17 protein-coding genes and 2 tRNA genes are annotated in these 17,265 nt (G+C 48.6%); 10 read left to right on the forward strand and 9 right to left on the reverse strand.

The window, feature by feature from the left end:
• Nucleotides 1-16 precede the first annotated feature (16 nt).
• Complete coding sequence (locus HMPREF9194_RS07560) at nucleotides 17-1,648, forward strand: hypothetical protein (protein WP_016525779.1); 1,632 nt, start codon at nucleotides 17-19, stop codon at nucleotides 1,646-1,648.
• Between the two features lie 15 nt (nucleotides 1,649-1,663).
• Here the strand turns inward: HMPREF9194_RS07560 and HMPREF9194_RS07565 are convergent, their stop codons facing one another.
• Nucleotides 1,664-2,596, reverse strand: coding sequence for a pseudouridine-5'-phosphate glycosidase (locus HMPREF9194_RS07565; protein ID WP_016525780.1), 933 nt, complete (start codon nucleotides 2,594-2,596; stop codon nucleotides 1,664-1,666).
• Complete coding sequence (locus tag HMPREF9194_RS07570; RefSeq protein ID WP_016525781.1) at nucleotides 2,571-3,707, reverse strand: carbohydrate kinase; 1,137 nt, start codon at nucleotides 3,705-3,707, stop codon at nucleotides 2,571-2,573. Before HMPREF9194_RS07570 ends, HMPREF9194_RS07565 begins: the two co-directional genes overlap by 26 nt.
• Nucleotides 3,708-4,041: 334 nt before the next feature.
• Here HMPREF9194_RS07570 and HMPREF9194_RS07575 point away from each other — a divergent pair, with 334 nt between their 5' ends.
• Together HMPREF9194_RS07575 and fumC are read left to right on the forward strand one after the other, a co-directional pair.
• Entirely contained in the window at nucleotides 4,042-4,413 is a 372-nt protein-coding gene (locus HMPREF9194_RS07575; RefSeq protein ID WP_016525782.1) for a hypothetical protein, read from the forward strand.
• A gap of 39 nt (nucleotides 4,414-4,452) precedes the next feature.
• A complete protein-coding gene (gene fumC, locus HMPREF9194_RS07580) occupies nucleotides 4,453-5,829 on the forward strand; it encodes a class II fumarate hydratase (RefSeq protein ID WP_016525783.1) in 1,377 nt (458 codons plus the stop codon).
• Nucleotides 5,830-5,880: 51 nt separating this feature from the next.
• Here fumC and HMPREF9194_RS07585 read toward each other — a convergent pair whose 3' ends face one another.
• The 6 genes from HMPREF9194_RS07585 to HMPREF9194_RS07610 all read right to left on the reverse strand — a co-directional run bounded on the left by HMPREF9194_RS07585 (nucleotide 5,881) and on the right by HMPREF9194_RS07610 (nucleotide 9,564).
• Nucleotides 5,881-6,300: a type II toxin-antitoxin system VapC family toxin gene (locus HMPREF9194_RS07585; RefSeq protein ID WP_016525784.1), complete on the reverse strand. Its 420-nt coding sequence runs from the start codon at nucleotides 6,298-6,300 to the stop codon at nucleotides 5,881-5,883.
• The gene (locus HMPREF9194_RS07590) at nucleotides 6,278-6,529 is read right to left on the reverse strand and encodes a ribbon-helix-helix domain-containing protein (RefSeq protein WP_016525785.1); all 252 of its coding nucleotides are present in this window, start codon (nucleotides 6,527-6,529) and stop codon (nucleotides 6,278-6,280) included. Before HMPREF9194_RS07590 ends, HMPREF9194_RS07585 begins: the two co-directional genes overlap by 23 nt.
• 65 nt (nucleotides 6,530-6,594) lie before the next feature.
• Nucleotides 6,595-7,866 (reverse strand): ArsB/NhaD family transporter, encoded by a 1,272-nt coding sequence (locus HMPREF9194_RS07595; protein WP_016525786.1) that lies wholly within the window; start codon nucleotides 7,864-7,866, stop codon nucleotides 6,595-6,597.
• Nucleotides 7,867-8,012: 146 nt separating this feature from the next.
• Nucleotides 8,013-8,615: a P13 family porin gene (locus HMPREF9194_RS07600; protein ID WP_016525787.1), complete on the reverse strand. Its 603-nt coding sequence runs from the start codon at nucleotides 8,613-8,615 to the stop codon at nucleotides 8,013-8,015.
• 17 nt (nucleotides 8,616-8,632) lie between these two features.
• A complete protein-coding gene (locus HMPREF9194_RS07605) occupies nucleotides 8,633-9,175 on the reverse strand; it encodes a hypothetical protein (RefSeq protein ID WP_016525788.1) in 543 nt (180 codons plus the stop codon).
• A gap of 98 nt (nucleotides 9,176-9,273) precedes the next feature.
• Nucleotides 9,274-9,564 carry a TRL domain-containing protein gene (locus HMPREF9194_RS07610; protein WP_016525789.1) on the reverse strand — a complete coding sequence of 97 codons (291 nt, stop codon included), beginning with the start codon at nucleotides 9,562-9,564 and terminating at the stop codon, nucleotides 9,274-9,276.
• Nucleotides 9,565-9,759: 195 nt separating this feature from the next.
• Between HMPREF9194_RS07610 and HMPREF9194_RS07615 the strand changes: the two genes are divergently transcribed.
• From HMPREF9194_RS07615 to clpX, 5 genes are all read left to right on the forward strand, one after another.
• Nucleotides 9,760-9,840: transfer RNA gene (locus tag HMPREF9194_RS07615), tRNA-Leu, on the forward strand.
• Between the two features lie 42 nt (nucleotides 9,841-9,882).
• A tRNA-Gly gene (locus HMPREF9194_RS07620) sits at nucleotides 9,883-9,954 on the forward strand.
• A 100-nt stretch (nucleotides 9,955-10,054) separates the two neighbouring features.
• Nucleotides 10,055-11,419 (forward strand): trigger factor, encoded by a 1,365-nt coding sequence (gene tig, locus HMPREF9194_RS07625; protein WP_016525790.1) that lies wholly within the window; start codon nucleotides 10,055-10,057, stop codon nucleotides 11,417-11,419.
• 36 nt (nucleotides 11,420-11,455) lie between these two features.
• A complete protein-coding gene (gene clpP, locus HMPREF9194_RS07630; protein WP_016525791.1) occupies nucleotides 11,456-12,067 on the forward strand; it encodes an ATP-dependent Clp endopeptidase proteolytic subunit ClpP in 612 nt (203 codons plus the stop codon).
• Entirely contained in the window at nucleotides 12,060-13,316 is a 1,257-nt protein-coding gene (clpX, locus tag HMPREF9194_RS07635) for an ATP-dependent Clp protease ATP-binding subunit ClpX (protein ID WP_016525792.1), read from the forward strand. The genes clpP and clpX overlap by 8 nt, the downstream gene beginning before the upstream one ends.
• 23 nt (nucleotides 13,317-13,339) lie before the next feature.
• On the opposite strand, the gene HMPREF9194_RS07640 is transcribed toward clpX, so the two are convergent.
• Complete coding sequence (locus HMPREF9194_RS07640; protein ID WP_016525793.1) at nucleotides 13,340-14,464, reverse strand: glycosyltransferase family 4 protein; 1,125 nt, start codon at nucleotides 14,462-14,464, stop codon at nucleotides 13,340-13,342.
• A 45-nt stretch (nucleotides 14,465-14,509) separates the two neighbouring features.
• On the opposite strand from HMPREF9194_RS07640, the gene HMPREF9194_RS07645 reads away from it, so the two are divergent.
• Together HMPREF9194_RS07645 and HMPREF9194_RS07650 are read left to right on the forward strand one after the other, a co-directional pair.
• Complete coding sequence (locus HMPREF9194_RS07645) at nucleotides 14,510-15,682, forward strand: DEAD/DEAH box helicase (RefSeq protein ID WP_016525794.1); 1,173 nt, start codon at nucleotides 14,510-14,512, stop codon at nucleotides 15,680-15,682.
• A gap of 85 nt (nucleotides 15,683-15,767) precedes the next feature.
• The gene (locus tag HMPREF9194_RS07650) at nucleotides 15,768-17,258 is read left to right on the forward strand and encodes a peptidylprolyl isomerase (protein WP_016525795.1); all 1,491 of its coding nucleotides are present in this window, start codon (nucleotides 15,768-15,770) and stop codon (nucleotides 17,256-17,258) included.
• Nucleotides 17,259-17,265: the final 7 nt, after the last annotated feature.

The raw sequence follows: 17,265 nt of genomic DNA on the forward strand, positions 1-17,265 counted from the left end.
GAATTAAAGTAACACGATGAATACCGATGACGTTGTACATATCGGCCGCGATTCCATAGAAATCGACAGCGGCTTAAATGAACAGGATTTTGCGCGCTCGCGATCGGGACAATACATGAGCGAAACGGGCTTTGCGTGCACGCCGGAGCCGAACGCACCGAACGCTTCGAACGACAAAGCACGTTTCCGCATCGAAGACTTCCGCTTTACCGGAACGCGGCTCGGAAAAAACGGAACCGTGATTTTATGCGCTCCCTCTTTTGCAGGCGATTGTCTGCTTTCGCTCATACAAAACGCATTGCCCGCACATGCCGGAACCGCTGCCGCCGACAACGCCGGCGCCGATACCGCCGTTGCGCAAAAAAAAGCTCTGCAAGCGATTTATGCCGCGTCAAGTGCGGCGGAATATCTTTTAAAGCAGAATAAAAATTTTGTAAACTGCGGGCCTGCCGGCATCATTGTATCGGAAAACGGTTCGGTGCTGTTTTTGCCGCCGACCCTTTTTGAGCGCAGTATGCTTTCCCGAAGCGGAAATGAGCGCGCATTTTTATACGGCTCGTGGATCGCGCCGATTTCGGATAGGGGCGCGAGCGTGCGCTTTACCGTCGCGGCCTGCGCCTATGCGGTAATGAGCGGCAAGCGGCCATTCGAGCAGGAAGATGAAGAAAAGCGCGGCGAAGATTACCTCGACAACAATTTTATTCCGCTTGCCTATCTTATTGCCGCCGAAAACGACAAAACAAAAGCGCTGCTCCGGACTATCGACGGCGCGTTATCCTGTAAAACACAGTACACAAAAGGCGGCTTGCAAAGTGCGCGCCCTTCGCAAAGCGCCGGAGCGGCAGCAGCGTCCGCAAAGGCGCCGGCCTTTTTGCCGCCCGACTTTACCGACCTTTTGACGGCGGCAAGTGCATACGGTAAAACGGATGCGGCGGCAACCGCAAAAAAAGAATTGGACGAAAAACGCACGGCCTTTATTGCACAACGGCACAAAACCGTAAAGCGCCGCCGCTTTATGCGCAGGCACGGCGTAAAGCTGGCCGTCGCCGCCGCGGCGGTTTTGATTGCCGCCGTATCGGCGGTCGGCATAGTTAAATCGAACAACCGGCTCACAACCGAAAACATGACGGCGATGGAAGTCGTGCGCACGTTTTATTCGGCTTTGCACAACCTCGACACGCTTACCATGGACAGCTGCGGAAGCCGCAAAGCGCTGAAAAACTATTCGAATATGGCGGCAACCCTCTTCGTTACGGGTAAAATGCGCCAAGCCTACGAAAACACGCCGTCTTTTTTAACGCCCGAACAATGGGTTGCCTCGGACAATCCGCTCGATTATTGGGTATTCGGCTTAACTCATCTAACCGTTGAATCGGAAGATCCGGCAGCCTATGCGCAAAACGCGCATAGAGGCGATACGGCGCAGATTAGCGCCCGCTTTTACATCTTGGCCGAAGAGGGGCAGCATAATTACCGCGTCGCCGCGTATACCGACCGCCTTATGCTGGAATACGGCAAAAAATACTGGCAAATAACGCGGATAGACAGCCGAAGCGAAGACGTCGATTTTGACGCCGAACTTTTTGTGCAGCGCCTCGCCTCGGAGGGTATTCGGCAAATCAAAGACGATTACCCGTGGCTGCCCTGATATAACACCGCTTGCTTATCGGCCTTGCAGTTTGCTCAGCTCGCAGGCGATTTGAGCGCCCAAACGCGCGTTGTTGTATACAAGCTGAATGTTTGCGCTCAAGCTTGCGCCGCCGGTAATTTTTTGAATTTCGTCCAACAAAAAGGGCGTCGTCTTTTTGCCTTTAATGCCGAGTTTTTTCATCTTTTCGAGCGCCGCTTCAATCGAAGAAGAAATATATGCGCTGTCCATTGCGTATTGTTCGGGGATCGGGTTTGCCGCAACCATACCGCCCTGCAAGCCCATTCCAAGTTTTGCGTTAAACGCTTCGGCAATCTCTTTGGGGCTGTCCATGCGGCAGTCGGTTTTAAAACCGCTCGAGCGCGTATAAAAGGCCGGTAATTCTTCGGTTTGATAGCCGACAACGGGCACGCCGCGCGTTTCCAAATATTCGAGCGTCAGTCCCAAATCCAAAATGGATTTGGCGCCGGCACATACGACCAGCACATTTGTCTTCGCAAGTTCTTCAAGGTCGGCGGAAATATCCATCGTTGTTTCCGCCCCGCGGTGAACGCCGCCTATGCCGCCGGTTGCAAAAACGCGGATGCCGGCCATCGCGGCGATAATCATCGTGGATGCAACCGTTGCCGCTCCGTCTTTGTGCTGCGCCGCTAAAACACACAAATCGCGGCGGCTTGCTTTGGTAACGGCAAAACCCTGTTTTCCCAAATAATCGATTTCGTCGCGGCTGATTCCCGCCTTCAAACGCCCGCCGATAACGGCAACGGTCGCGGGAACCGCACCGTTTTCTCTGACGATTTTTTCGACTTCAAAAGCCGTTTCGACATTTTGCGGATACGGCATTCCGTGAGAAATAATCGTCGATTCCAAAGCGACAACCGGCTGACCGTTTTCGACGGCCTTTTTCACTTCCGGCGCTACGTCAAGGTATTTCACGTATTCGTTCATAAAGCACTCCTTCCGATATATTTTCGTTTACCGCTTCTTCGGTTTCCAAACAAAGAGAAGCGGCGGCAATTCCCGCTTTCACGCTTTCGCGCAAACTCATATTTTTTAATATCGACCACGCGATAGCCGCAGTCTGACTGTCGCCCGCTCCGGTCGTATTTTTTATGAACTTTCCCTCGCTCATAAACGAAGGGATTGTAAGATGCTCCGCCTTGTCGGCGCAAAACAAGCCCTCAGCTCCCAACGAAATATACACGCGCTGCACACCTTTGTTGAGCAAAAAAGAAGCGTATTCTTTCGCTTCCGATATAAGGTCTTTTTTTGATGAAAACGATTCCGGCGGCAAAAACGGCGCACCGTCGCACAAAACCCGCGCTTCAAGTTTATTCGGCGTAACGGCAAACAGTTTATGCAGTACCGGCAACAGCTTTACGGCCTTGTGCGCCGAAACCGGTTCGGCAATAACCGGAACGCGGCTGCGGTTCGCCAAAAATTCAATCGTTTCGGCAGGAATATTCGTGTCTACAATGCACAATGCCGATTTGTCGATGAGCGGCAGTTTTGTTTCGATAAACGAGCGCGACAAATGCGCATAGATGTCCATATCGTTTACCGCCATAAACATATCGCCGAAATTATCGTTTATGCATACATAGGATGAGCTGACTTCACTTTCCACCGTAAGCGAAGCGGATATATCGATTCCGCATTCAAGACATTTTTGCTTTAACATGGGAGCGTAGGTGCCGCCGCCGAACACGCTGATAAAATGCACGGGAACTCCGAGCAGGGCCAAATTGCACGCAATGTTAAAGCCCACCCCGCCGGCACATACGCTTATTTTGCCGGGATTGGAATCCGATTGGCGCAGCGAAACCGACGGCGTCGCTTTTATATCCACATTGACGGCACCGACTACGGTAACCGGCTGCAAGCGGCTTACAACATAGCCCTTGCCCAAAATCAAGCCCTTTTTTATTAAATTGGAAATGTGAACCGAAGCGCCCGAACGGGTGATGCCCGCCTTTTTTGCAAGCTCTTCCTGCGAAATAAGAGGATTTTCCCGTATCCACTGCAAAATCTGCCGCTCGCGTGCGGTTACGTTTTTCATATAAGCATATCCTTATTTAAAACAAGCATATACTCAAACCGACAAAAAGTCAAGTTGCCTGCAGGAATTCCGTATAAACGCAAATCGGCAAAAAAATGATTTATTTCCGGTAAAAGCGTGTGAAAAGCAACCGTTCAGGCAATTCGCTTCGCTCATAAGCCATTCACGGTCGCTTTTCACACGAGCTTCTCATAAACATATATTTTTTGAACACTTTTCGCATCCTGAACCCCTGCCCGCTTAAAAGGGGAATTTTTTGAGTCAAAATCTCCGTGCTTATCAACTTGACATTACGGAAGTATTCGGTAAAATATGTATTTATAAGGAGAACACTATGAAAAAGAAACTCACAATTTTAACGGTGATTATCGTTGCCGCCCTTTTTATGTATGCGGGCTGCGATCTTTTAACGGGGACTTACCGCGACGATATCCGCATACCGAGTTCCGACGGAGTGCTCACACTGGCGGTGTTCCGCTATAATTTTATTACGAGATCGGGAAAATATAGAATCGAAAAGTCGGATCATATGCGGATAGAAAGCGGCAATATAAAAATCTACGGTTGGACAGAAAAAAGAGTTATACTGTCGAATCGAAGATTGCCCGGCGGAGGCAGCAGTCTGGACTATATAGAAACTATGTATGATAATAAAATAATGCAATATTATACAATTGCAACTTTCGACCTCTCGCCCTTGCTTTAATTATAAGCTTTTTACAAACAGCCGTAGAGCAAAGAACATATGCAGTACCGAAGCGAACACGATTCAATGGGAGAAGTTTTAGTCCCGAAAGATGCGTATTGGGGCGCACAAACCGAACGCAGCAGGCAAAATTTTAAAATCGGAGCGGGAATCGAAACGATGCCTGCCGAAATAATCCATGCCTTCGGCGTGCTGAAAAAGGCGGCCGCGCGCGCAAACGCACGGCTCCTTCCGCACAAAATGAATGCCGAAAAACTGCGCGGTATAGAAAGCGTATGCGATGAAATTTGCAGCGGAAAGTTGGCCGCCGAATTTCCGCTTGTCGTGTGGCAGACGGGAAGCGGCACCCAAACGAACATGAACGTGAACGAAGTTATCGCAAACCGTGCGAACGCTCTTGCCGGGAAAAAACTCCTCCACCCGAACGACGATGTGAACATGAGCCAATCGTCGAACGACACGTTCCCGACGGCGATGCACATCGCCTTTGTTCTTTCGATCGAACATAAACTGATTCCCGCCGCACGCGCTTTGGTTCAAACCTTCCGCAAACTCGAAAAAGAAAACCGGCATATTATCAAAATAGGACGCACGCACTTACAGGACGCCGTTCCCATCCGTTTTTCGCAGGAAATAAGCGGCTGGCGTTCATCGCTCGAACAGGATATTGCATTGCTGAATCTGTCTTTAAAGCCGCTGCGTTCCCTTGCACTCGGCGCGACGGCGGTCGGCACGGGATTGAACGCGCCCAAAGGCTTTGCAAAAGAAGCGGCGCATCAAGCCGGCGAAATTGCGGGCAGCACTTTTAAACCGGCGCGAAACAACTTCCATGCGCTTACAAGCAAGGATGAAGCGGTGTTCGCGCACGGCGCCGTAAAGGCCCTCGCCTGCGACATGATGAAAATCGCAAACGACGTGCGCCATTTGGCGTCGGGCCCCCGCTGCGGCTTGGGGGAAATCTTCATTCCCGAAAACGAACCCGGCTCTTCGATTATGCCGGGAAAGGTGAACCCGACGCAAGCCGAGGCGGTAACCATGGTTGCCGTTCACATTATGGGAAACGACGCCGCACTTTCAATCGCGGCAAGCCAGGGCAATTTTGAATTGAACGTATTTATGCCCCTTATTGCGTACAACTTTTTGCAGTCGGTGCGGCTTTTATCGGAAGCGATTCTATCGTTTACGGAACACTGCGCATCGGGCATTCGGGCGAACAGGGAACGCATGAAGCGCAATGTCGACAATTCCCTCATGCTCGTTACCGCACTCAACCCGCACATCGGCTACGAAAAAGCGGCAAAGGCCGCACAAAAAGCCCATCGCGAAAACATCAGCCTCAAACAGGCGTGTACGGATTCGGGCTTTTTAACCGCCGCCGAGTTTGACAAACTGGTACGGGCTGAAAACATGGTGTAAGCGGAATCAGCTCCACAACAGCCAGAGCACAAGGGCGGCAATTCACTACCCTCACTTATATACAAATATATTTTCGACTTTAGCTTTATTATGCAGTCTGTATACATCAAAGTCGGCATCTATACTGATTATGCGGCGTATTCCTCTTTCTTCTGCCGCTACAACTAATGTTGCATCCGCAAAGTCCATCGGTCTATCACAATATTTTTTTGTCAGCTCTATTATTCGCTTTATATCAGTCTGCTTGATTTCATGAATGATAACGCCTTCTTTCATGACCCAGCTTAAAAAATTAATTTGAACTTCCATATTGAAATCAAGCATATACATTGCTTCCGTCAATACTGCCGTAGTGGATATAAAACGATAATCGGTATTTTTGATGAATTCTACAATAGCGCGATGATATTTATCATCCCTATCAAATAAAGCGATAAGCGGCCCGGCATCAATGAGAACCGTATTTACCATGCAGCTTTTCCTTTATTTTTTTCTTATATGAAACCGACAAATCACCGCGGCCGCTGCCGTATTGTCCGAAATACATTTTTCCCGATTCATATGAACTCATTCCCGAATCTTCCGTATGGAAAAAAATATCAAGCGCTTCTTTTATCAACTCGCTTTTGTTTTTTTCCTTTAGAGCGGACAATACATTCAGTCTTTGTTCATATTCAAGCGGTAATCGTACGGTAGTCATAGGCACACCTCCGTATTACAAATGTAATACAACCATTGCCGCTTGTCAACACTCGATTTGCGGAATCAGCTCCACAACAGCCAGAGCACAAGGGCGGCCGAAGCGGTGGTAATAAGCGTAAACGGAACGCCGATTTTGCACCAGCCGGCAAACGACAGAGGGCAATCGTGCTTTTTTAAAATTCCCATCGCGGCTATGTTTGCCGAAGCGCCGAAGGGCGTCAAGTTGCCGCCCATGCAGGAACCGACCAACAAGGCAAACATATACAATTCGCTTTTTAAGCCCATATCCTGCGCAAGAGTCGCGGCAACCGGCAGCATAACGATAATATAAGGCACGTTGTCGACAAAGCCCGAAATCAAAACCGATACGAAAATGATAACAAAAAAACCCGCGATTTTATTATCGCCGATGACGCCGCGTAAAAAAAGCGCGAAGTCTTCGAGCAAGCCCGTTTCGGAAATGGTGCCGATGACGACGAAGATTCCGATTAAAAATCCGATGGTTTCCCAATCGAGTTCTTTTACAAGCACGGCCGTTTTGCGAAAACCCTCTTTGCGCACAAGATAAAACCACAATAAACCGCCGACACCGAGCAAAAGCACGATGAGCCCCGAATATTCAATATGAAAAAACGAACAAAAAGCCAAGGCGGCTATCATAACAAGCAGCAAAACGGTCGGGAACAGAGAAAGAACGGGCGCACGCTCAACTTTGATTTTTTGCTTTCCGGCTTTCGCAAAATACAGATAAAAATACAAAGCGCCGGCAATCATGCCCGCCTGCACGACAAAGAAAATCGACATGCGCCCCTGATACACAAAAAAGTCGTTAAATCCGTAACCGGCATAAGACGCGAATATCATCGAAGGAGGATCGCCGACCAAGGTTGCCGTCCCCTGCAGGTTCGCCATAACGGCAAGGCCGGTCATAAAATACACCGGCGTAATGCGCAGTTTTTTACACACCGAAAGCGCAATGGGCGCCATAACCAGCACGGTCGCAACGTTTTCGACAAAGGCCGAAATAATACCGGTCATAACCAAAACGGCGGTAATGGCGCTTCCCGTATTCGGCATCGAATCGATGATCGTATCGGCAAGGCGGTTCGGAACGCGCGAATACAAAAAAAGCTCGGCAATAATGAGCGAGCCGATATAGATGCCTAAAATATTCCAATTTATAAGCGTTAAAAGCGCGTGGGCGGCGGGAACCGCACCGATAACGATAACCAGCGCGCCGGCACCAAGCGAAATCCAATGTTTTTTTGACGGAAATATAACGACAAAAACATACATAAGCGCCGCGAGCGCCAGAACAATCCACTTCATTTCCATGCCACATTCTCCCCTGCCCGTCGGCTACAGACACTGTTTTGCCGAGTAATGCCGCTATAATAACCGTTACGGCACAGAGAATCAAGTATGAATCGGCCGTTTGAATCGGTCGTTTTAAATCGAGTTTTATACGGTTGCCCGGTTCTTTAGTAGCGGATTGCGACTCCAAGCCCCAAACGATCGGCGCCGACTGCGGGCACCAGCGTCACCTTTGTTTTCAAAAGGAGGGCGTCTTCCAGCTTTTTATTGTGCGAAGAAGCAAAAACAATCGGCCTGACGATGCCGAATATCCAAGAGCCGAGACAAAGAGCACCGCCCGATACGAACAGAGCCGCCGCGGTATCGGGATTTGTCTTAAAAAGAATTAAGCCCGAAGTGATACAGCCGATTCCCGCAAGCCCCGTGCCGAGGTTGATAAGACCGCCTGCCGTATCGTGCTGTACAAAAGAGCCGATACCCAAATTCGGCGGAATGCCGATAAAAAAAGAAAACGCATTTAAAGCGACGGACGGAAGCGCGTCGGTTTTGCCCTTTTTATAGAGCGCGGCGCGTTCGTGATAGGGAATTTCGAGCGCCAGCTTTTGAATGTCCGCCTTATTCGCATCGAGATCTTTCATCAATATGTCGATCCGCGCGACATTGTCGGCAACCGTATCTTCGTTGTATACGGCTTCTTGAGCTTTCGCTTCCTGCAAAAAAATGCCGGCACAAATAAAGGCTGCGGCGGCAATAATAAACGTTTTTTTCATATTCGTCCTTCCGGCTTTTATTTTGAAAACGCTTCGTCGATTCGGTCGATAAGATCGCGCGTAACGGTAAACCGTTTAACCGAGCCGTCGTCGAGCGTAATTTCCAAAAGGGCTTTCGAATCATACAGCGCTTGTAAAACCTCTTCAATGCGTTCTTTTTCAAGGGTCGTCGTTACGCGTAAAAGGCCTTCTTTTTTGCTGCGTCTGAGCATCGAAAGATTTTGTAATTCCGCGACGGCCGAATCGGTCAACACAAAACGCGCGGCGGAAATAAACGCGTCGGTTTTGCAGTTCAGTGTAAAATTGACATACGCATCGGTAACGTATGCGCGGCCGTCTTTTTGATAGGTAAAATCGATAAGTACAAAGGCTTTATCGTCTTTGTCCGCACAAATCATTTTTGCCGGCCGCAGATAATACTGCAGATAACCGGAAGATGCGTAGGTAACGAGGACTTTTTCGTTGCCGGATGCATGCGGAATCATCATACAGCCCGAAAGAAAAAAACAGATACATACGCTCGCTAAAAGAATTTTTATTTTTATTATTTTTATTTTCATCGTATGATATGGAATGTTATAAAGCAAAAAAGAAAAAGGGACCGAAAAAGCCGCAGACCGTTAAAGCCTGCGACGATTTCGGCACCCTTACGGTTTCCTTAGTCTCCGGAAACAACCGTGGTTACGGTGCAGTAAGGAATAATGGGGCTTGCGGGCCAATTGATACGAATATCGACCGTTCCGACTTTTTTGATGCCGCCGTTTTTAGCAGCCATCTGAACGCCGCCTTCACCTTTCAACGGGAAACAGAAAACAAAACTCTGAGAAGCTTCACCGACTTTTGAACCTACCGTACCGGTAGCACCGGCATCGAAGGGCATCGTCGTGGAGCACGCGGCAAGCGCAATAAGAGCAAGAGCGCATACCAACACCAATACAATTTTCTTCATAAAGAAAACCTCCTATAAGATATACTACCATTATAATTCGTTTTGGATAAAAATCAAGAGGCAAACAAAATAAATTAAAAAAATGAATATCCGTAAAAAGATTCCGATTAAAAAAAACTTCCCCTCTTGACTTTTTTAGCGCGCTTCGGTATAGTACATATCGTTCGTAAAGGCTAGGTTTTCTGCCGGCTAAGGGCGAGAGTGGTGAAATTGGCAGACACGCCGGATTTAGGTTCCGGTGCCCTAGGCATAAGGGTTCAAGTCCCTTCTCTCGCATAGTCGTTTAGACCGTGCGAAGCGCTTGATTGGTTTTTACTTGCGGGAATAGCTCAGTGGTAGAGCGCCACCTTGCCAAGGTGGATGTCGCGGGTCCGACTCCCGTTTCCCGCTCGAAGCGAAAAGCGGTTCGGAGTAATCTGAATCGCTTTTTTTTTACAAAAATTATTCTTTAAAGTTAAAGGTTCCGGGAAAACCGGAAAAAGGAACCGCTGTGAATACGACAAAAAAAATCGAAAAACTTGAAAATTCGGCAGTAAAACTGACGGTAACAGTTCCCCAAAAAGAAGTGCAGGACAACTATAATCAAATCGTAAACAAATATGCAAAGACAATTCAGATTCCCGGCTTCCGCAAAGGTAAAGCGCCGGTAGCCGTTTTGGAGCGCAAATTCGGCGAAGCGTTAAAAGCCGACATTGCATCGGATATTATCGAAAAAGCGCTCGAAGAGGTTTTTTCCGACATCGACAAAAACGACGAAGCAAACCGTCCCCTGCCCTACGCGCAGCCGAAAATGGACGAAGCGCCCAAACTCGATGTAAACAGCGATTTTTCGTTTTCGCTTACCTACGACGTTATGCCGCAGGTCGACGTAAAGCATATTGAGAGCGTAACGATAAAAGAACCGCAGGTAAAAATCGGAGAAGCGGAATTAAAAGAAGAATTGGAAGCGATCCGCGAGCGCAACGCCGTCGTTATCGATAAAAAAGATACGGAAGCTGCCGCCAAAGGCGACATCGCGACGGTCGATTATTGGGAAATCGATGATGACGGAAAAGAAGTCGACAAAAGTAAGCGCGAAGACTTTACCTTTACGATCGGCAGCGGGCAAAACATCTATCAATTCGACGACGATATTATCGGCATGAAAAAGGGCGAAACGAAAACGCTTACCAAATCGTGGGACAAAGAATACGAAGACAAATATCTTGCCGGCAAAACAAAAAAAATCGGCGTAACGCTTAAAACTTTAAAATTGCGCAAACTGCCCGATTTGGACGATGAGCTTGCTCAGGACGTAAACGAAAAATATAAAACGCTTGCCGACATGAAAGCAGACATCACGAAAAATCTTGAAGCGGCTCTTGCAAACCGCTTGCGCGAAATTAAAGCGAATGCTCTTCTCGAACAGCTGGTCGAAAAAAATCCGATTACGCTCCCCAAATCCATGCTCGATGCCGAAATCGACGCACGCTGGCGCATGACGGCTCAGCGTTTTCAAACCAGCCCCGAACAGCTTGAAAAACTGGTCGCATCTTCGGGTCAAACGAAAGAAGAAATGCTTAAGCAATGGGCCGGCGATTCGGAAAAAATGCTTAAAAGCCGCCTGATTGTCGAAAATCTTTTAAAGGCGCGCAATATCGCCGTAACGCCCGAAGAAGTCGAAGCCGAATACGCAAAAATCGCCGACGGGGCGGGAATTTCGCTTGAAGAAGTGAAAAAACACTATGCGGATGCGTCGAAAAAAGAGTATCTTATAGACGATATGAAAGAGCAAAAACTGTATGCGCAGTTGTTTGAACAGGTAAAAATCACCAAAGGCGATAAAACAACCTTTGCCGATTTGTTCAAAAAATAAAACGGATATTTTCCGGACGGCATACCGAGGGTCAGTATGAATGAAAAAATGAGCAGCCTTGTTCCCTATGTCATCGAACAGACGGGCAATGCGGAACGATCGTACGATATTTTTTCGCGGCTTTTAAAAGACCGTATTATCTTTGTGGACGGCGAAATTACCGATGTAACGGCCGATCTGGTCGTAGCGCAAATTCTTTTTTTGGAATCGCAAAACCCCGACAAAGATATCAGCATGTACATAAACAGCCCGGGCGGTTCGGTTACCGCAGGACTTGCGATTTACGACACGATGCAGTACGTTAAAAGCGATATTCAAACCATCTGCTTGGGGCAGGCGGCAAGTATGGGCGCAATCTTACTGGCCGGCGGCACAAAGAAAAAACGCTTTGCCCTTCCCTCTTCGCGCATTATGATCCACCAGCCTTGGGGCGGCGCTCAGGGACAGGCAGCCGATATTGCAATTCAGGCAAAAGAAATAGTTCGTCTAAAAAAACTGACCATCGATTATTTTGCCTTCCATACGGGTAAAAAGCCGGCAAAAGTCGCCGAAGATATGGAGCGCGATTTTTATATGAGCGCGCAGGAAGCCCTCGAATACGGTATTGTAGACAACGTTATGTCTTCACGGAGGAAAACCGATGCCTAAGTTTAAAAACGGATTTTCTCAAATATGCTCTTTTTGCGGTAAAAGCGCCTCTCCGACGCGCCGCCTCGTAGCCGGTCCCAACGATATTTTCATCTGCGATCAGTGTATTGCCGTGTGCCAAACCGTTCTCGAAGAAGAAAAAACGACGCCCTCGCCCATTCAGCTGAGCGAAGTGCCCACGCCGAAAGAATTTAAAGAATATTTGGATCAATACGTCGTCGGACAGGATTACGCAAAAAAAGCCCTGTCGGTTGCCGTATACAATCACTACAAACGCATGTCGCAGCCGGCGCAAAAAAGAGACGACGACGATGTGCTTATAGAAAAGTCGAACATTTTGCTTATGGGGCCGACCGGTTCGGGCAAAACCCTTTTGGCAAAGACGCTTGCGCAAAAACTGAAAGTTCCCTTTGCAATCGCCGATGCGACAACCTTAACCGAAGCCGGCTACGTCGGCGAAGACGTTGAAAACGTTTTGCTTAAACTTATAAATGCGGCGAACGGCAATGTCGCCGCAGCCGAGCGCGGCATCGTCTTTATCGACGAAATCGATAAGATTTCGCGCCGCTCGGAAAACGTTTCGATAACGCGCGATGTTTCCGGCGAAGGCGTACAGCAAGCGCTTTTAAAGATTATCGAAGGCACACACGCAAGCGTTCCGCCGCAGGGGGGACGCAAGCACCCGAATCAGGAACTCATCGATATCGATACGACGAACATTTTGTTTATCTGCGGCGGCGCCTTTGTAGGGCTCGAAAAAATCGTTGAAGCGCGCATTCACCAGCACACGATGGGCTTCGGCGCCGATGTGGACGCATTTTCCGACGAACAGCGCTGCGAACTTTTGAACCAAACCAATCCGGACGATTTGGTAAAATTCGGTCTTATTCCCGAACTTATCGGCCGCTTCCCGATCAACGTCGCCCTCAAAGAGTTGACAAAAGACGATTTGGTGCGCATTCTTACCGAACCGAAAAACGCGATCATAAAGCAGTTCCGCGCATCCTTTGCTTTGGACGATTTGGATCTCGACTTTACGCCGGATGCGATCGAAGCGATTGCCGACCGCGCCTTTACGCAAAAAACGGGCGCACGCGGCCTTCGTTCCATCGTCGAAAAACTGCTGCTCGATACGATGTTTGAAGCGCCTTCAATACGCGGCCGCAAAAAATTGCTTATAACAAAAGATATCGTGGAAAAAAAGCACGCTCCGTCCATAAGCATGGTTACGGAACAAAAAACCGCATAAAAAGCACGCCGAAGTGTTTCCGCTCAGCTTTCGCGGCATTCACCCTTCACCAAATCGATTGTCTTTTCGGCCGTTTTTTCCCACGAAAAGCGCTTAACCCATTCAAAACCGCTTTTTATAAGCCGTTCGCGCAATTTGCCGTCGGTTATAACCGATTCGATGGCAAGCGCGCATTCTTCCGTATCGTCGGGGTTAAAATATAGAGCGCAGTCGCCGGCGATTTCCGGCAAAGAACCGGCTTTTGCGCAAGCGACCGGAATTCCCGATGCCATGGCTTCAATAAGCGGAAGCCCTACCCCTTCTCCGACCGAAGGAAACACGCATGCTTCCGAGCCGGAATACAATTCGGGAAAATCCTTGTACGGAAAATAGCCGGTAATAAAAATATCGGACGCATATTCGCACGCGGCCGCTTCCCGGTGAATGCTTTCGGCATACGGATCTTCGCTTCCGGCCAAAACAAGGCGGTGCGGCAGTCCCGTTTTCTTTTTAAAAACGGCGAAGGCGCGTATCAATTCTATGTGTTTTTTTTCGGGCTTTGAAAGGCGCGAGGCATAAATGATATACGGTTTTTTTATCGCAAAAGGCTGAATGTTTACCATCGCCGAATCCAAAACGGGTCGCGGATAAAACATACTGTGGTCTATACCGTCGTAAATAACTTCGATTTTTTCGCTTCGGATGCCGAGCGAAACAAGGTCTTTGCGTATATATTGACTGACGGCGATAACTTTCGACGCGTTGCGCAACGCGTTCATTTGCAGCTTTAAAGCCCACACGTCGTTTGAAGTCTTGTAGGTTTCCGAAAGCACATCGTGCACGACGACGATCGCCGGAATTTTGCGGGTATAGCGGATTAATCGCGAATCGATGGGAAAGAGGACCGCGTCGTATTTTTTTTTCGCGGCAAAATGCTCCAAGCGGAAAAGGTGCCACAGTCTTTCGGCGGTAATGCTGTCGGGAATCTGTATGCCGCTGTACGTGCTGCGCCCGTCGCCCGAATCGAAGGTGTACCGGTCGATTTCCGGGCCGAACAAATCATAGGTACAGTCTTTGTCCAAAGGCAGATTTTTTACCAGAGAAAGCACATACGAGCCTGAACCCGAACGGCCGTGATCGCAGCCGAACACATCTATTCCTATATTCATTTCTGCAGTATAGCATAGATTGCGCGACTGTGCTATACTTTTTTTATGGGACAATCTTCTTACGACACAGCCATTACCGATAAATTGACCGAAAAAGGTATTTCCGCTCCGACCGCCGTTCAAAAGGACGTTGCCCCGTTTATATATGCGGGCACAAACTGCCTTTTCGAATCGGAAACGGGAACGGGAAAAACGCTCGCCTATGCGCTTCCCCTGTTTCAGCGTTTGCTTTTTGACGCGCCGGACAAAAACGAAGCATCGCGCACACTTGCATTGCTTATTGCGGCGCCGACAAAGGAACTGGCGGCTCAAATAAAAAACGAATTGAATTTCTTTTTGGGCGAGTACGGAAAAGCCCTGCTATGCTTCGGCGGTTCTCCCTTAAAGCGGCAAATCGAAGCGCTAAAAGAAAAGCCCTTTGCCGCCGTCGGTTCTCCGAGCCGGCTTTTGGAGTTGATTCAACTGAAAAAAATAAAAGCGGCGCAAGTTGAAGCCCTTGTGTTCGACGAAGCCGACCGTCTTTTATCGAAAGAAATGAGCGGCGAAAGCATTGCGCTCATACAGGCGCTGCCCGATTCGATTCAGTTTTGCGCATGTTCGGCAACGCTTTCGCAACAAACGCAAAGCCGTCTTGTCTCTGTTTTGCAGCGCGGCGGAACGGCAGAGCGCGAAACGCACATACGCATATTGCCGAAAGAAAACATTCTTACCAAACAGATAACGCATTGGGCCTTTTATGCCGAAGAGCGCGACAAAAACAATACGCTGCGCCGCTTTTTGGCGGCCGCACAACCGGAAAAAACGCTTGTTTTTTGCGGCGGAACCGATGATGCCGAACGCACGGCACAGTATTTGGCCTCAAAAAGCGTGGATTGCGGCGTCCTTCATTCTCAAGCGGATAAAATCGAACGCAAACAGGCGCTCGACAGATTTAAAAGCGGTTCTTGCCCCGTACTCGTTACAAGCGACCTTTGTGCGCGCGGTTTGGACATCGGCAGCATAAGCCACGTCGTTCAAATGGGGCTTCCGTCCGACAGCGACTTTTTTATTCACCGGGCGGGGCGCACGGGACGTTCGGGCAATACGGGAACGAATGTCGTTATCGGGACGGAGGCGGAACTGTTCGACCTTGCCCGCCTCGAAAAAAAGCTCGGTTTTATCGTGTATCCGAAAGCGCTGCGCGAAGGCACTGTTGTAGCCGCCGACGACGATTGCTGAATGCCCGTTCATACATTGACACACAGTGCCCTCCGTGATAAAATTATTGAATATTCACATTTTACATACGGCATAAGGATTTTATATGAAAAAAGAAGGGCATAAACCTGTTCTCAAAACGTTTCTTTCCGTAGGATCGGTTATTATTCTCGTATTGGCGGCAATCTCTTTTATCGTCATTCCGGCCATGCTTCCCGGTTCGCAGCGGCAGCTGCCGCCGGTCGGTTCCTATCGGGGCACAAAAATCGAATACACAACCGGTTCTTATTTTGCCAACGCGGTCGATTATTACGACAGAGAGGAACGGGAGCAGCTTAAAAAGCAAAACAAATCTTCAAACGGCGGATTTTCGTTCAATACATTCAATCAGGCGTTCCGCGATGCGGTTATGATGACCGCCTTTACGGATGAGGTAAAGCGGAGCGGTTATGTCGCCCCCGCTTCGCTCGTAGAGCGCTCCATGTTGCGGTTGCGGTATTTTCAAAACGAAAACGGAGAATATTCGGCGAAAATGTACCGCGACACGCCCGACAGCCGCAAAATCGAAATTCAAAATGAAACGGAAAAGCAGCTCATATTCAACCGTTATTCCGAAGACATCGCCGGCATCAAAGTTTCGGACGCCGAAGTTCAATTCGTTTTAAACATGAATTACCCGTCGCGTTCGTTCGACGCCGCGTTTTTTTCCACAAACGATTATCCTAAAGAAGAGGCGGCCGAGTTCGGTAAAAATCATGCCGAGCTTTTCAAAAAATACGATTTGTCCGTTATAACGGTCGCAACCGAAGCCGAAGCGAAAAAGGTTGCAAACAGACTTCAGCACAACGAATTGGTATTTTCGGATGCGGTGAGCGAATATTCGACAAAGCAGTACAGCGACGAAAACGGCGTTTTGAACGGCCGCTATCATTACCAGCTTAAAAATATTATAAAAGCGGAAGACAAATTCAAAGAAATAACGGAACTTGCGCCGGGCGGCATAAGCGGCGCGGTTGAAACGACAACCGGCTGGTCGGTTTTTACGTGTACCGGCGCGAGCGAAAACGCCGATTTTTCGAATCAAAGCGTCGTCGATACGGTATACAATTATATGACGGTATACGAAGCCGGCACTATTGAAGAATATTTTATCAATATTGCAAAAGACTTTTCCGCACAAGCGGCGGTAAAAGACTTTTATGAAGCGGCCGAAGCTTTTAATGCGCAAACGGCGACGGTTCCCGCTTTCCCGATAAACTACGGCAACATACAGCTTTTAAATTCGATTCAATTCGGCTTGGTGCCTCAATTGACCGGAGCTCAATCGAACGAAAAATTCCTGACAACGGCCTTTTCGCTTTCCGAAAAAGAAATTTCGGAGCCGCTGGTTGTTGAACGGAATATTGTCGTGCTGCGCCTTAAAAACGTCGAAACGGAAGATACCGAAGCCGATGTGATGCGGATGTTTTATTCGCAGTATTACAATAATTATGCGGCGCAATCGAACGCGTACGCGGTTCAATCTTTTTTTATGGCAAGTCCGCACTTAAAGAACAATATGCTGAATGTCTTCTTTAAGTATTTTATGGCAAGCTGAAAAGGGC

The organism is Treponema maltophilum ATCC 51939 (genome assembly GCF_000413055.1).
In the GTDB taxonomy this organism is placed as follows: Bacteria; Spirochaetota; Spirochaetia; order Treponematales; family Treponemataceae; genus Treponema_C; species Treponema_C maltophilum.

Excerpts from the sequence above, each read along its gene's own strand:
- HMPREF9194_RS07650 (WP_016525795.1), top strand. The coding sequence starts at position 15,768 with ATGAAAAAAGAAGGGCATAAACCTGTTCTCAAAACGTTTCTTTCCGTA.
- HMPREF9194_RS07565 (WP_016525780.1), bottom strand. The coding sequence starts at position 2,596 with ATGAACGAATACGTGAAATACCTTGACGTAGCGCCGGAAGTGAAAAAG.
- HMPREF9194_RS07640 (WP_016525793.1), bottom strand. The coding sequence starts at position 14,464 with ATGAATATAGGAATAGATGTGTTCGGCTGCGATCACGGCCGTTCGGGT.
- HMPREF9194_RS07600 (WP_016525787.1), bottom strand. The coding sequence starts at position 8,615 with ATGAAAAAAACGTTTATTATTGCCGCCGCAGCCTTTATTTGTGCCGGC.
- HMPREF9194_RS07595 (WP_016525786.1), bottom strand. The coding sequence starts at position 7,866 with ATGGAAATGAAGTGGATTGTTCTGGCGCTCGCGGCGCTTATGTATGTT.
- fumC (WP_016525783.1), top strand. The coding sequence starts at position 4,453 with ATGCAGTACCGAAGCGAACACGATTCAATGGGAGAAGTTTTAGTCCCG.
- HMPREF9194_RS07645 (WP_016525794.1), top strand. The coding sequence starts at position 14,510 with ATGGGACAATCTTCTTACGACACAGCCATTACCGATAAATTGACCGAA.
- HMPREF9194_RS07570 (WP_016525781.1), bottom strand. The coding sequence starts at position 3,707 with ATGAAAAACGTAACCGCACGCGAGCGGCAGATTTTGCAGTGGATACGG.
- HMPREF9194_RS07590 (WP_016525785.1), bottom strand. The coding sequence starts at position 6,529 with ATGACTACCGTACGATTACCGCTTGAATATGAACAAAGACTGAATGTA.
- clpX (WP_016525792.1), top strand. The coding sequence starts at position 12,060 with ATGCCTAAGTTTAAAAACGGATTTTCTCAAATATGCTCTTTTTGCGGT.
- HMPREF9194_RS07560 (WP_016525779.1), top strand. The coding sequence starts at position 17 with ATGAATACCGATGACGTTGTACATATCGGCCGCGATTCCATAGAAATC.
- HMPREF9194_RS07585 (WP_016525784.1), bottom strand. The coding sequence starts at position 6,300 with ATGGTAAATACGGTTCTCATTGATGCCGGGCCGCTTATCGCTTTATTT.
- HMPREF9194_RS07605 (WP_016525788.1), bottom strand. The coding sequence starts at position 9,175 with ATGAAAATAAAAATAATAAAAATAAAAATTCTTTTAGCGAGCGTATGT.
- HMPREF9194_RS07610 (WP_016525789.1), bottom strand. The coding sequence starts at position 9,564 with ATGAAGAAAATTGTATTGGTGTTGGTATGCGCTCTTGCTCTTATTGCG.
- HMPREF9194_RS07575 (WP_016525782.1), top strand. The coding sequence starts at position 4,042 with ATGAAAAAGAAACTCACAATTTTAACGGTGATTATCGTTGCCGCCCTT.
- clpP (WP_016525791.1), top strand. The coding sequence starts at position 11,456 with ATGAATGAAAAAATGAGCAGCCTTGTTCCCTATGTCATCGAACAGACG.